At 42.3% G+C, this 13,612-nt stretch carries 11 protein-coding genes and 1 tRNA gene; 9 read left to right on the top strand and 3 right to left on the bottom strand.

Annotation, left to right across the window (positions count from 1 at the left end):
• Window positions 1-535 precede the first annotated feature (535 nt).
• The 3 genes from thrC to ACFFRD_RS15120 all read left to right on the top strand — a co-directional run bounded on the left by thrC (window position 536) and on the right by ACFFRD_RS15120 (window position 2,925).
• Window positions 536-1,627, top strand: a complete 1,092-nt coding sequence (gene thrC, locus ACFFRD_RS15130) for a threonine synthase (protein ID WP_012407520.1) — start codon at window positions 536-538, stop codon at window positions 1,625-1,627.
• 338 nt (window positions 1,628-1,965) lie between these two features.
• Window positions 1,966-2,559: a chromophore lyase CpcT/CpeT gene (locus ACFFRD_RS15125; RefSeq protein ID WP_174709381.1), complete on the top strand. Its 594-nt coding sequence runs from the start codon at window positions 1,966-1,968 to the stop codon at window positions 2,557-2,559.
• Between the two features lie 295 nt (window positions 2,560-2,854).
• Window positions 2,855-2,925, top strand: a tRNA-Cys gene (locus tag ACFFRD_RS15120).
• Window positions 2,926-3,344: 419 nt separating this feature from the next.
• On the opposite strand, the gene hisC is transcribed toward ACFFRD_RS15120, so the two are convergent.
• Entirely contained in the window at window positions 3,345-4,406 is a 1,062-nt protein-coding gene (hisC, locus tag ACFFRD_RS15115; protein ID WP_392482178.1) for a histidinol-phosphate transaminase, read from the bottom strand.
• 342 nt (window positions 4,407-4,748) lie between these two features.
• Between hisC and ACFFRD_RS15110 the strand changes: the two genes are divergently transcribed.
• The 3 genes from ACFFRD_RS15110 (at window position 4,749) to ssuE (ending at window position 7,384) form a co-directional block, all read left to right on the top strand.
• Window positions 4,749-5,327, top strand: coding sequence for an rRNA large subunit pseudouridine synthase E (locus ACFFRD_RS15110; RefSeq protein ID WP_392482176.1), 579 nt, complete (start codon window positions 4,749-4,751; stop codon window positions 5,325-5,327).
• Between the two features lie 268 nt (window positions 5,328-5,595).
• Complete coding sequence (gene ssuD, locus ACFFRD_RS15105) at window positions 5,596-6,753, top strand: FMNH2-dependent alkanesulfonate monooxygenase (protein ID WP_392482175.1); 1,158 nt, start codon at window positions 5,596-5,598, stop codon at window positions 6,751-6,753.
• A 64-nt stretch (window positions 6,754-6,817) separates the two neighbouring features.
• Window positions 6,818-7,384: an NADPH-dependent FMN reductase gene (gene ssuE / locus ACFFRD_RS15100; protein WP_174709571.1), complete on the top strand. Its 567-nt coding sequence runs from the start codon at window positions 6,818-6,820 to the stop codon at window positions 7,382-7,384.
• Between the two features lie 470 nt (window positions 7,385-7,854).
• Here the strand turns inward: ssuE and ACFFRD_RS15095 are convergent, their stop codons facing one another.
• The gene (locus ACFFRD_RS15095; protein WP_392482174.1) at window positions 7,855-8,280 is read right to left on the bottom strand and encodes an META domain-containing protein; all 426 of its coding nucleotides are present in this window, start codon (window positions 8,278-8,280) and stop codon (window positions 7,855-7,857) included.
• A gap of 439 nt (window positions 8,281-8,719) precedes the next feature.
• Between ACFFRD_RS15095 and ACFFRD_RS15090 the strand changes: the two genes are divergently transcribed.
• The 3 genes from ACFFRD_RS15090 to ACFFRD_RS15080 all read left to right on the top strand — a co-directional run bounded on the left by ACFFRD_RS15090 (window position 8,720) and on the right by ACFFRD_RS15080 (window position 13,250).
• Complete coding sequence (locus tag ACFFRD_RS15090) at window positions 8,720-10,033, top strand: FAD-binding oxidoreductase (protein ID WP_392482173.1); 1,314 nt, start codon at window positions 8,720-8,722, stop codon at window positions 10,031-10,033.
• A gap of 54 nt (window positions 10,034-10,087) precedes the next feature.
• Complete coding sequence (locus ACFFRD_RS15085) at window positions 10,088-11,443, top strand: (Fe-S)-binding protein (RefSeq protein ID WP_392482172.1); 1,356 nt, start codon at window positions 10,088-10,090, stop codon at window positions 11,441-11,443.
• Window positions 11,444-11,945: 502 nt separating this feature from the next.
• Window positions 11,946-13,250 carry a P-loop NTPase fold protein gene (locus ACFFRD_RS15080; protein ID WP_392482171.1) on the top strand — a complete coding sequence of 435 codons (1,305 nt, stop codon included), beginning with the start codon at window positions 11,946-11,948 and terminating at the stop codon, window positions 13,248-13,250.
• Here ACFFRD_RS15080 and ACFFRD_RS15075 read toward each other — a convergent pair.
• Entirely contained in the window at window positions 13,245-13,544 is a 300-nt protein-coding gene (locus ACFFRD_RS15075) for a hypothetical protein (RefSeq protein WP_392482170.1), read from the bottom strand. The genes ACFFRD_RS15080 and ACFFRD_RS15075 overlap by 6 nt on opposite strands.
• Window positions 13,545-13,612 lie beyond the last annotated feature (68 nt).

Raw genomic sequence — 13,612 nt, 5'->3', positions numbered from 1 at the left:
ATCATAAGAGACGGCGAGCATCATGGCTGTGTTCCAAACAGAACAGCGCCCTTAAGTGTGCAAAGCTTCCGTCCACTTGACGGTACTTAGCAATACTTAAATTGATAGCCTGTCAATTATGGTTGTATGAATTATTATCGCCCTTTTTGGGGAATTTACGCACGAATTATATGTAGACTATATCAAGAATTCTGTGAGATTATGAAAAATTCACGACTGACACAGCAGAGATTCCCCCCAATCGCCTTAAAAGTATACCTTTTTAATATCCACTCTTTTTGGCAGTAGTCTTGGGCAAGGAATCGTCCAAGGCTACTGCCAAGGAGAGACAGCACATTGCCTATTTAACTGGTATTCTAAATAAAAATGGCAAGTGAAACACCTGCACCACAAAAAATAATATTCTATAAGTAATATTCTTTTGGAATTAAAGGGCTGGGACAGGGCAAAGAAAAATTCACTTTCTTCCTCTTCCGCTTCCATCTGCCACTTTCTCTAAATATCGAATCCTTAACATTAAGAAATTTTAAATCCTGTGACTTTGAGCCTTTCTGTTGCTAAATCTCATCGCCAACCTTGGCCCGGACTGATAGAAGCCTATCGCCAATACTTACCTGTCAGTGAAAAAACACCGGTCGTCACTCTTTTGGAAGGCAATACACCTCTGATACCAGTGCCAGCGATCGCAGAACGTATTGGCAGACAAGTACGGGTTTTTGTAAAATATGATGGTCTGAATCCTACCGGCAGCTTCAAAGACCGGGGGATGACTATGGCAATTTCCAAGGCCAAGGAAGCAGGAGCAAAAGCAGTAATTTGTGCCAGCACGGGTAACACCTCAGCCGCCGCCGCCGCTTATGCAAGGCGTGGGGGGATGAATGCCTTTGTATTAATTCCCGACGGTTATGTAGCGCTGGGCAAGTTAGCCCAAGCATTACTTTACGGTGCAGAAGTATTGGCAATTAAAGGGAATTTTGACCAAGCGCTAGAAATTGTCCGCGAAATGGCCGAAAGCTATCCGGTAACTTTGGTAAATTCGGTCAATCCCTACCGCCTAGAAGGGCAAAAAACTGGAGCCTTTGAAATCGTCGATGCACTGGGTGATGCCCCAGACTGGCTGTGTATCCCTGTAGGCAATGCGGGAAACATCACAGCATATTGGATGGGCTTTTGTCAATATCATCAAGATGGAAAGTGCGATCGCTTACCCCGAATGATGGGATTCCAAGCCGCAGGTGCAGCCCCATTAGTACACGGTCAGCCCGTGGCGCATCCCGAAACCCTAGCGACAGCAATTCGCATTGGCAACCCTGCTAGCTGGGAATTAGCGATCGCAGCCCAAACTGCAAGTCAGGGAAATTTCCATGCCGTTACCGATGCAGAAATTCTCGATGCTTATCGACTTTTAGCATCATCAGAAGGTATCTTCTGCGAACCTGCTAGCGCCGCTTCTGTAGCCGGATTATTGCAGGTAAAAGACCAAATTCCTACAGGGGCGACAGTGGTTTGTGTCCTCACAGGCAATGGTCTAAAAGACCCAGATACAGCCATTAAACACAATCACAGTCAATTTAAACAGGGGATTGCAGCAGAATTGGGCGCAGTCGCCGAGGCAATGGGATTTTAAGCAGTCTGGAAAATACAAGTGATCTTAATATCTAATTGAAACATTGCGTAGGCAAAGCCCACCGGAGGTATTGCAGCCAATATTTTTCAGTCTGACTAGTGTCAAAATAATCCCAAATTGCAAAATGGTTGCGATAGACAAATTAAGACTAAGCAAGATGCAGCAAGCAATCCCCAATCAAAAATCTAAAATCCAAAATGGTATAATCCTAAAGAATTTTTAATCAGCTAGTTGATCATTTTAATAATCACCAACAAAGAAAAGGATACAAGCCCCTAAATTTATTTATGGGGATTATTAATTTTGAATTTTGAATTTTGAATTTGGAGCGAAGCGACGTGACTCATTCTACTGATATTGCTACCTTAGCCCGATGGATGTCAGCTGACTTTAGTAATCAAGAACAAGCTTTTGAAAATCCGCCTTTTTATGCCCACATTCGTGTGTGTATCCGTCCCCTTCCCTTGGAATTGTTCTCAGGGGTAAGTTTGTTTCTCGAACAAGCTTATGATTTTATGCTCAATCAACCCTACCGGATGCGGGTAATGAAATTGATTCCCGCAGAAAACCACATTGCTATTGAACACTACACCGTTAAAGAAGAACAAAAATTTTACGGTGCATCTCGTGAACCCGAACGCCTCAAAGAGTTGTCTGTTGACCAACTGGAAAAAATGTCAGGCTGCAACATGATTGTAGAGTGGACAGGTAAGAGCTTCAAAGGCAGGGTTGAACCTGGTAAAGGCTGCATTGTGGTTCGTGACGGCAAAAATACTTATTTAGATAACGAATTTGAGATTGACGCTAAAGAATTTTTCAGCCTCGATAGGGGAAGAGATTTAGACACTGATGAGCGACTGTGGGGTTCCATCGCCGGCCCCTTTCACTTTGTCCGATGGGCTAATTTTGCCGATGAAGTCAAAGCTAATTAACGCGCTAGATGCTCAAAGTGAGCGAGCCGTTTGTGGTAGATATTGATGAACGTCGCAGGAATCACGGGTTAAGTGCTAAATTATCACTGCGTCATTATGACAGAAGTTTGGATTAGCGATCGCTAATCCAGATATAACAAGAACCTAGACGGCGATGCAAGACTAAAAGAATACCAAAAACATCCAGTTAACCCACTATCTCTACCTCACAATCTTGTGCTAATATTGTCAGACTGATGCTATTGCCTCCTTAATATATCAAGTGATAGACAAAAAGGCTTTATAGTGTTGAAGTGGCGGCATAGCCAAGTGGTAAGGCAGAGGTCTGCAAAACCTCCACCCCCGGTTCAAATCCGGGTGCCGCCTTTAAATAAATATAAGCATTACAGGGTTTTCAAGGCCTTTTTATTGGGCGTTAAAGGCTTATTTTCAAAGCCTTCAGAGATTTTTGGGGTTATTTTGGGTAGTTTGGGTAAAGAACTGGGGTAAAAATGTAAGGTAGAGGTTTATACCCCAATAAGTATTTCTGGGGTAAAACTGGGGTAAAGCGGAAGGATAAAGGTCTTTACCCTAGTTAATTACCCTTATGGAATCTCAAAAATCTCAAAGTATTGCCCGTCGGGGTTCAGTGCAGATTAAGAACTCTAACGGCAGTCTGCAATTAGTTTTTTCTCAATAACTCCTACCAATTGTGTAAATAGCAACAGGTTCGATGTATCGGCAGTCTTGCTAACTTCACTATATATCAATATATCAATGATTTAGATGCGTTCCCCCTGTCCTAATTAATCCCCAGTCCTCAACAAATAAATCAACGCTTCTACTAGAACTTGATTTTGTTCATCTGTGCCAACAGTAATGCGTAATTTGTCATCTAGACCAGGCTGCTTGAAGTAACGGATTAAAATTCCCTGTTCTTTCAGTTTTTGATAGAGATATTCCGCGTTTCTTTGTGGAGGCTGTACCAGCAAAAAGTTAGTTTGGGAATCCCAGATATGAAAACCTAATTGTTTCAAGTCTGTTGATAGCTGATTCCGCGATGCTTTAATCTTTGCCACACAAGCATTTTTATAAGCTTGATCGGTAATGGCAGCCGTGCCAATTGCACAAGCGATCGCATCAATGTTATAGCTATCCTTCACTTTAAACAATCCCTGCAACAGTTTAGGATTCGCCACTCCAAATCCCAATCGCAGTCCAGCCAACGAGTAGCCCTTAGAAAGTGTACGAATTATGATGACATTTTCGTATTCCTTTACCAAAGCCAACGCATTCTCTTCGGTAAAATCTATGTATGCTTCGTCAATCACCAAAACTCCAGATAACTGGCTGGCTAATTGGCGCAACTCGTTAGTTGCTACCAGATGCCCCGATGGACTATTCGGCGACGCAATGAATGTGACAGAACCATTGGCAGCAACCAGTTCTTCCAAAGGTAAACTGTAGTCCTCGCTGTAGGAAATTTCAATAATTTCCGCAGCCTGCATTTCTGCCAATGTACGATATAGCACATAAGTTGGCATCGGATAAACTACCTTCTTTCCAGGTTCTGCACAGGCTCGAATTATTACGCTCAACAATTCGTCACTGCCATTGCCTACAATAATCCAATCGCTAGGAACTCCTAAAACTTTACTTGCGGCTTCTCGAAATTCCCCGCCGAAAGGTTCTGGATATCGCCGCAACCACTCCCCCTCAATATTTTGCAGTACAGCTAGTGCCGCAGGGGAAGGAGGATAGGGGTTCTCGTTGCTGTTGAGTTTAATTATCTGTGTACCACGCTGGGGCTGCTCACCGGGAACATAGCTAGCCATTGCATCAACATTGGAGCGAAAGTAATTATTCATAGGGCATTGGTTGTGTATCTTAAGCAAATTTCAACCCACAATTTCTGACGATATCGTTTTTTGTCGTTTACATCAAAACATAAGGCTTTAAGGCTTATATACTATACAGAGTTATGCTGTGAATCAACGTAAATAAGTCATTTCAAGTGTTTATTAATCATTAATTGATGATAAATAGACAGACATTGTAGGGGCAATTAATGAATTGCCCCTACGGGGGAAGTATTTGAACGCTTATTTCCCTCAAAAATGTTTAAATCTCGTTAGAAAATAGAACCAGGGGGCAGAAGAGCAAGAGAAGAATAACAATGCCTATGCCCCATGCCCTATGCCCCATGCCCAATGACAAATCATTACCGATATATTATTTTTTACAAACCCTATGGCGTTCTCAGCCAATTTACAAAAGATGCTCCCACACATAGCACCCTGAAAGATTATATACATGTACCTGATGTCTATCCTGTAGGACGCTTAGATTGGGATAGTGAAGGATTACTGCTATTAACCAATGATGGACAATTGCAACATCGCCTTGCCCATCCGCGTTTTGGTCATAAACGTACTTACTGGGTACAGGTAGAGCGAATTCCAGATGAAGATGCGATCAAAAGGTTGCAAACAGGCGTAGAAATTCAAGATTACCGCACTCAACCAGCACAAGTTAGGCTCTTATCAAAAGAGCCAGAGCTACCTGAACGCACGCCGCCAATTAGATTTCGCAAAAATGTACCGACAGCTTGGCTGGAAATGACTTTGACAGAGGGAAAAAACCGTCAAGTCCGGCGCATGACTGCGGCTGTTGGGTTTCCAACTTTGCGACTGGTTAGGGTCAGCATAGCCCACCTACGATTAGATGACTTACAATTGGGTCAATGGCGCGACCTCACGACATCTGAACTCCAATTTATTTCTGTTTAGAGACAACAGGAAAAGGGCTAAGGAGCAAGGGAAGATCAAGGAATAAGAGGGAAAAGGGGGCAAGGAAAATAACCATACTCAATTCCCGATTTCCAATCTTTGCGATCGCTATCTTATTAAACACAGCTTAATATACATTGGTTTGATAGGAATACCGGAGTTTCTAAAAAAACTTCTTGCGGGCTTTTGTAGAATATGTGATACTCTACATCTATAAACAAAGCACGGTAGTTCTATCGTTTTACCGTAGTTTAAAAGGACAGGATTCATGCAGCTACTATGGTTCATCCCAACCCACGGCGACGGACGTTACCTTGCAACTGCTACAGGTGGAAGGGCAGTAAGCTTTCCTTATCTGCGGCAGATTGCCCAAGCGGTGGATGACCTTGGTTATACAGGGGCATTGCTGCCCACGGGACGTTCTTGCGAAGATGCTTGGATTGTAGCGTCAACGCTGCTATCGCTGACACGACAGATGCGTTTTTTGGTGGCGATTCGTCCCGGCTTGGTATCGCCTGGAGTAGCGGCGCGGATGGCGGCGACTTTTGATCGTCTCTCTGGAGGACGCTTGCTGATTAATGTCGTGACAGGAGGCGATCCCGTAGAGTTGGCGGGAGATGGCTTGCATTTGGATCACGATCAGCGCTATGAATTAACAGATGAATTTTTGACAGTATGGCGAGCGATCGCTAGTGGAGAACAAGCCAATCTTCAGGGCGATTATCTCAATATTCAAGATGGTAAGCTGCTGTTTCCACCTGTTCAGAAGCCATATCCACCTTTGTGGTTTGGCGGTTCCTCTCCTGTTGCTCAAAAAATTGCTGCCAAGCATGTAGATGTCTATCTAACTTGGGGCGAACCACCGGCGCAAGTAGCCGAGAAGATTTCATTAGTTCGCAGACTTGCAGAAGCAGAAGGACGGACTTTGCGGTTCGGGATTCGTTTACATGTGATTGTGCGCGAAACCGAGGGTGCAGCTTGGGATGCAGCCAATGATTTAATTAAATATGTCGATGACGAAGCGATCGCTAAAGCTCAAAAAGCTTATGCCCGGATGGATTCAGTTGGACAACAACGGATGACTCAATTACACCACGGGAATCGTGAAGCTTTAGAGATTAGCCCGAACCTATGGGCAGGAGTTGGTTTGGTGCGGGGTGGTGCGGGAACAGCCCTAGTAGGCGATCCCCAAACCGTAGCGGCCAGAATGTTGGAATATGCAGATTTAGGTATTGAGTCCTTTATTCTCTCTGGTTATCCCCACCTAGAAGAAGCTTATCGAGTCGCAGAACTTTTATTTCCCCATTTGCCATTAGAAAATCTGCCAGCAGTAGAGAAGCAACATGTCTTGAGTCCATTTGGTGAGATTGTGGCAAATGAAGATTTCCCTAAGCAGCATAAAGAGAAAGCCACATCCATATCCTAGTAAAGTTGAGGTTATTGGTTATTCCCAATTCCCCATTCCCATTAATACATAGGAATTTAATTGAATGACAAATATTTTAGCGATCGCAGGTAGCCCAACCCATCCATCTAGAACTTATGGTTTGGTCGAATACAGCGCCAGGCTTTTACAACAAGAAGGCTTGCATGTAGACATTATTTCAGTTCGGGATTTACCTGCTGAAGATTTAGTTTTTGGACGATACGACAGCCCTGCTTTAGAACAGCCAAAAGCTTTATTAGCAAAGGCAGATGGTGTAATTATTGCCACCCCAATCTACAAGGCTGCTTACACAGGAGTGCTGAAGACATTTCTAGATTTGCTCCCACAAAAATCATTGACAGGTAAACCCGTATTACCAATTGCCCTTGGTGGAACGATCGCTCATTTATTGGCAATTGAATATGCTCTGAAACCTGTATTATCTGAATTAGGAGCGCGGCATATCTTAGCTACTGTTTATGCAGTAGACAAACAAATTCAACGGCAAGCCGATAACAGTGTCATCTTAGATGAAGAAATTGACCAAAGGCTCAAAGATGTCCTCAAAGAATTTGTTAAAGCTGTAGCTTATGATGCCGCCGCGCCTCAAGAATTGGTTCATGCCAATTAAATAATCAAGTTTATACCTCCGTTTACTTGTAGCGGATGGGTAATTTCTCCCCATCTGCTACCTTTTTTAAAAGTTAATCAAATTGCATAAAATCCCATTAAAATAACACCCGGAGTGTCTCACCACTTTGCGTCTAAGTTTAAATAAAAAATAATTTTTACAACTAATTTAGCATTGCTATAGATATCACAATTGTCTCCTAACTCTACCCGTAGTAGATTAGTTAATTTAACTAATCTACTACTTTTTCTTTTGAGATTTTAAAATTGCCGCCAAGATATAAGAAAGTTCCCAATAAAATAGGTTGGATAAGGCTAATACCTTACCCAACCAAAGCGCGATCGCTCTTAATAAGCTAAAAAACATCTAATTTGCATAATCGAATTAAATATAACTCTTGTGGGGTAGGCATCCTGCCCGCCCAGTATATGCAATTTAAATGTGGAACCGCTTACAAGAACATCATAAGTTTATTCAGCTTTAACAAAGCTCAACTTTTTACCGGAATAATCGGTAATTGTTAGCTTTTGATCTTTTACATCATAAGACTCGGCTGAATTTAGTGTAGAAAAATATTTCTCCCCCTCTTCACCAAGATATATAAGTGGTTTTATTACAGGCCCTAGTAGTTCGACTGTATTCTCTGTCGATTTATAAGAGCCAAAGTATGGCACAGGTGCAAAGCCTGTATTTGCATTACCTGTGATTCTACTTTCATTAGGATCAAATGCGACTGTAATATTAAACTGTTCGGAAACAGGAGAATTGTTTAAGGAGGTAAGCTTCCATTTACCTTCTAAACCTGCTGCGTAACTGGGGCTTTGAAGCGCCCAACTTAAACTAAACACAACCAGGGCAAAAACGATCGCCTTTTTGATGTACTTAAATATATTCATGGTTTCATCCCACCTGAAATTCTAGTTTTAGAATGGATTGTCTAATTTTTCGGTTCCGCTTTATTGAATCAATGAGAAAAAAGCAAACTTAACCATTAAGTAGAGTGCGAAGAACTTATGTATTTAGATCAACTTAATGGTTAAGGAAAATTAAAGTAATTTTCTATAAATATACTCTTACTCTTTTAATGAAAATGCAAGGACAGTTAAGACTGTTTAGACAATTAAGTAAACATTTAATGAGATTTTAATAATTTCTGAGGTTGGTAATATTGGTATATCATTCGCTACAAGCGTTGTTTATTGCAAATGAGTAGCGTTTGCTTCGTATTGGCGTAGCCCAACCTAGGCATCTACAGCCACCGTATATTAATGGCAATACGCTTTTTTGGTCAGGTTAGCCAGTAAATTAGATGTAGAGCGTAAAAAAATAAACTCAATGAAAGCGATATCTAACGACAAGCCGCAAGGCGTGTGCGCTACTGATTTTGCATCTATTATCGGCGAAGAAAATGCTGTTTGCCTTTGGGAAAATATCGAAATAGGCCAGCAAAAACGTATCCAACAGGCTGTAACTTCTGGAAAACCTCCCACTTGTATCGTCTATCCCCGTACCCAACAACAACTAGCCGCAGTCATCGCCAAAGCTCACAGTCACAACTGGCGCGTCCTACCCTGTGGTAGTGGCAGTAAACTTAGCTGGGGTGGTTTAGCTAAGAGCGTTGATGTCGTAGTTAGTACAGAACGCATCAATCAACTGATTGAACATGCTGTTGGCGATTTGACTGTCACAGTAGAAGCTGGAATGAAGTTCTCGGATCTCCAGGCACTTTTGGCAAAATCGCGGCAATTTCTCGCCCTTGACCCCACAGCACCGGAATCAGCAACTATTGGCGGTATTGTTGCCACAGGTGATACAGGTTCTCTGCGGCAACGTTATGGTAGTGTGCGCGACCAGTTACTAGGTGTTACCTTTGTTCGTGCTGATGGAGAAATCGCCAAAGCTGGGGGAAGAGTAGTTAAAAATGTTGCGGGATATGACTTGATGAAGTTGCTTACTGGGTCTTATGGCACATTGGGCTTGATTAGTCAACTAACTTTCCGTGTATATCCGCTATCAGAGGCATCGGGGACGGTGGTACTAACTGGTAGTGCTGAGGCTGTATCCCAAGCGGCTGATATCCTTAGAGGTTCAGCATTAACACCAGTTCAGGCTGATTTGCTATCAACTAAATTGGTGTCTAGCTTAGGTTTGGGTCAAGGACTGGGATTAATTGCCCGTTTTCAGAGTATTAGTGAGAGTGTTAAAGAACAGTCAAACCGAGTTTTGGAAGTAGGTCAAAAGTTAGGTTTAAATGGGGCAATTTTTGCTGATGCTGATGAAGCTAGTCTATGGCAGAGATTGCAAGAACGAATACATTTTTCTGCCACAGAATCTGTAATTACCTGCAAAATAGGAGTGTTGCCTACTGCTGCTATAGAGATTTTGGCTCAGGTAGAGTTTGGTTTAATTCATATAAGTAGTGGTTTAGGTTTGTTACAATTAGAGGATAAAAATCAAGTTTTACAGGTGCGCGATTCCACCCAACTCAATAGAGGTTTTTTAACAATTCTGGAAGCACCAGTGGCGGTTAAAGAACAAATAGATGTTTGGGGTTATACGGGGAATGTTTTGCCGTTGATGCGCCGTATTAAGGAACAGTTTGATAGTAAGAATATTTTAAGTCCTGGTCGGTTTGTGGGTGGAATTTAAGAAATAAACCGCAGAGACGCTGAGTGCGCTGAGATAGAGAGGGGAAAGAAAATTATGCAAGTTTCAGAAAATGCTGTTAACAATACGGCTAGTTTAAAGAATTTAAAGGGGTTTGATGAGAGCCATCCGCCTGACCCAAAGTTGATTGATAGTTGTGTACATTGTGGGTTTTGTCTTTCTACTTGTCCCAGTTATCGGGTGCTGGGGAAGGAAATGGATTCACCTAGAGGACGCATCTATTTAATGGATGCAATTAATGAGGGTGAAATTGCTCTCAATACGGCAACCGTAGAACATTTTGATTCGTGTTTGGGATGCCTTGCTTGTGTGAGTACTTGTCCTTCTGGTGTGCAGTATGACAAATTAATTTCTGCAACTCGTCACCAAGTTGAACGAAATTATCCCCGCAGTTTGCCAGATCAATTTTTTCGTCAACTGATATTTTCTCTGTTTCCCTATCCCAATCTTTTACGGTTTTTATTAGTTCCGTTGTTGGTTTATCAAAAATTGGGGTTTGCTAAATTCTTTCGTACTACAGGTTTACTCAATAAAATATCGCCCCGTTTGGCAGCAATGGAATCAATTCTGCCAGAAATTACCCTCAAATCTTTTCAAGATAATCTGCCTAGTGTGATTCCTGCTAAAGGTGAGAAGCGCTATCGAGTCGGGGTAATTTTGGGTTGTGTGCAACGGCTGTTTTTCTCTCCTGTGAATGAAGCAACAGTGAGGGTTTTAACGGCGAATGGTTGTGAAGTTGTGATTCCCAAATCTCAAGGTTGTTGTGCCGCACTTCCCGAACACCAAGGGCAAACAGAACAGGCAAAAGCTTTAGCAAGGCAGATGATTGATAGTTTTGCCAAGGCTGATGTCGATTTTGTAATTATCAATGCTGCTGGTTGCGGTCATACTTTGAAAGAATACGGTCATATTTTAGAAGATGACCTCGAATATCGGCAAAAGGCGAAAGATTTTGCAGCTAAAGTTAAAGATGCTCAAGAGTTTTTGGCAACTGTTGGTATAACAGCAAAACTGTCGCCACTTACTGATAAACCTTTGAATTTAGTTTATCAAGATGCTTGCCATTTATTGCATGGTCAAAAGATTAGCGTCCAACCGCGTCAGGTATTACGACAAATTCCAGGGGTGAAGTTGAGAGAACCAGTAGATGCGGCTTTATGTTGTGGCAGTGCTGGGGTTTATAATATGCTGCAACCAGAAGTTGCTGAAGAATTGGGTCAGCAAAAAGTACAGAATTTGTTGAATACTGGTGCTGAGTTAATTGCTTCTGCTAATCCGGGGTGTACTTTGCAAATTACGAAGCATTTGCAGTTACAAGGTAAGAATATTTCAGTCATTCACCCGATGGAGTTGTTAGATTATTCAATTCGGGGTGAAAAGTTGAAATTGTAGAGGTTTGCTAGCTGCGTTGTGCATTTACTTTTGTCCTCTTTTGGTAAAAGCAGAAAACCACAGGTAGAGGCGCACAGTTGTGCGCCTCTACTATTTGGATATTTTTTTAACGTGAGTTCGACTGGTAATATCACAATACAGCATTTCTTTCTTCTCTCAGTGCCCTCTGCGCCTCTGTGGTAGCCTGCGGCAAGCCGAAGCGTCTACGTTAAAAAATTGACTTTGACAAATAGTTTTAGCCTTAACTGAACCGTATTGGGTCATATCATGTCCACCCAAAAGACCTCTCCCTGGTTTTACTACGCAAAACCTGTCCCTCTCCGAGTCGGAGAGGGACAGACTTGAACGCAAGTTCAAGGCAGGGAGAGGTCTGTCGAACTCACGTTTTTTATGGAAGTCCTTAATCAGTCGCCTTGAAGAAGTTTTTTCCGAAATAGCCGCTTTATCGTCTGTATAATCACTGAAATGGCAAGAGTATCAGGCTAATTTCGGGTGATTTGTGATGAAACTAGATTTAGTCAGGTTTTTTCAAGCTTGCAACCCCAGTAAAACTCTGGTTGTGAGCAAACCGGAGGATAGACAATATTATATTGATTTCTCTAAAGTTCGTGGTGCCAAGATTATTGAAGAACTTGGGCGAACTATCACCCGCCTTGCACCAGAACAACCTACCTGTCAATTATTTACCGGACATATTGGCTGTGGTAAATCCACTGAGTTACTGCGGCTAAAGGCAGAGTTAGAGCAACAGGGATTTCATGTGGTTTATTTCGAGTCTAGCCAAAGCCTGGATATGGCTGATATTGATGTTACAGATATTTTACTAGCAGTAGCTCGTGAGGTGAGTCAAAGTTTAGAAGCAATCAAAATCAACCTCAAACCAGGATACTTTAAAAATCTATTTGCAGAAATTTCTGAGTTTTTGCAAACGCCACTAGACATTGGGGTGGAGGCTGAATTATCTGTGGGTATTGCCAAAATTACTGCCAAAACTAAAGATAGTCCCAAACTCCGCGGCCAGTTACGGCAATATTTAGAACCACGCACCAATGGCATTTTAGAATCAATTAACAAAGAATTGCTCAAGCCTGCTGTAGAAAAACTCAAGCAGCAAGGTAAACAAGGACTGGTGGTAATTATAGATAATCTCGACAGAGTGGATAATTCTTTGAAGCCTTCGGGTTATTACCAGCCAGAATATCTTTTTGTAGAACGTGGTGAACAGTTAAACCAGCTAAATTGTCATGTTGTTTATACCATTCCCCTAGTGTTGATTTTTTCCAACGCCTTAGGAAGGTTAACAAATCGATTTGGCGTAGACCCCAAGGTTTTGCCGATGGTTCCTGTGCAATTGCAAGATGGTTCACAATTTTCACAAGGAATTACGCTACTACAACAGATGGTCATGGCGAGGGCTTTTCCTGGTGTCAGTTGGGAACAAAGTCAGAATTTAATTACCGAGGTTTTTGATAGTCCTGATACTTTAGAGCGACTTTGTTTAGTTAGCGGCGGTCATTTGCGTAATTTGCTGATGTTATTATTTCGCTGTCTTCAGCAAGAAGACCCACCTCTGTCGCGGGAGTGTGTGGATAGGGTGATTAAACAACGCCGCAATGAGCTAACTTTGGCAATTACACCCGATGAATGGGAATTACTACGTGAGGTAACGCAAGAGAAAAGCTTAAGAGGTCACGAAAGATACGAACTTTTGCTCCGCAGTATGTTTGTATTTGAATACCGGAATGAGGATGGTTCTTGGTTTGATATCAATCCGATTTTGGCTGAAGCCAAGGAATTTAGGTTATAAATCGGCTGTAGGGAGGTAGAGTTGTACGCCTAACTTATGAGGTATTTTGTCAAATTTCATAACGTTAGCTATATCAGCAAGTGCGGGAGCTATATCAACAAGTCCGGGAGCTATATCAACTAGTCCGGGAGCCATATCAACAAGTCCGGGAGCTATATCAATAAGTGCGGGAGCTATATCAGCAAGTCCGGGAGTTGTATCAACAAATTCGGGAGCTATATCAGCAAGTGCGGGAGCCATATCAACAAGTCCGGGAGCTATATCAACAAGTCCGGGAGCCGTGTCAGTTGTCATCTTCACAACTACAGCTTTTTACAACTAACAAAAATTGTCCGTCGTTCTTCCTGCCTCCAAACCCGTAG

This window comes from Nostoc sp. C110 (assembly GCF_043099725.1).
Taxonomy (GTDB): domain Bacteria; phylum Cyanobacteriota; class Cyanobacteriia; order Cyanobacteriales; family Nostocaceae; genus Nostoc; species Nostoc muscorum_A.
This window is presented reverse-complemented; position numbering and strand designations above follow the sequence as displayed.

Bases quoted from the DNA above. Each gene is read 5' to 3' on its own strand.
- ACFFRD_RS15080 (WP_392482171.1), top strand. From the start codon at position 11,946: ATGAAACTAGATTTAGTCAGGTTTTTTCAAGCTTGCAACCCCAGTAAA.
- ACFFRD_RS15090 (WP_392482173.1), top strand. From the start codon at position 8,720: ATGAAAGCGATATCTAACGACAAGCCGCAAGGCGTGTGCGCTACTGAT.
- ssuD (WP_392482175.1), top strand. From the start codon at position 5,596: ATGCAGCTACTATGGTTCATCCCAACCCACGGCGACGGACGTTACCTT.
- ACFFRD_RS15085 (WP_392482172.1), top strand. From the start codon at position 10,088: ATGCAAGTTTCAGAAAATGCTGTTAACAATACGGCTAGTTTAAAGAAT.
- ACFFRD_RS15075 (WP_392482170.1), bottom strand. From the start codon at position 13,544: ATGACAACTGACACGGCTCCCGGACTTGTTGATATAGCTCCCGGACTT.
- ACFFRD_RS15110 (WP_392482176.1), top strand. From the start codon at position 4,749: ATGACAAATCATTACCGATATATTATTTTTTACAAACCCTATGGCGTT.
- hisC (WP_392482178.1), bottom strand. From the start codon at position 4,406: ATGAATAATTACTTTCGCTCCAATGTTGATGCAATGGCTAGCTATGTT.
- ACFFRD_RS15095 (WP_392482174.1), bottom strand. From the start codon at position 8,280: ATGAATATATTTAAGTACATCAAAAAGGCGATCGTTTTTGCCCTGGTT.
- ssuE (WP_174709571.1), top strand. From the start codon at position 6,818: ATGACAAATATTTTAGCGATCGCAGGTAGCCCAACCCATCCATCTAGA.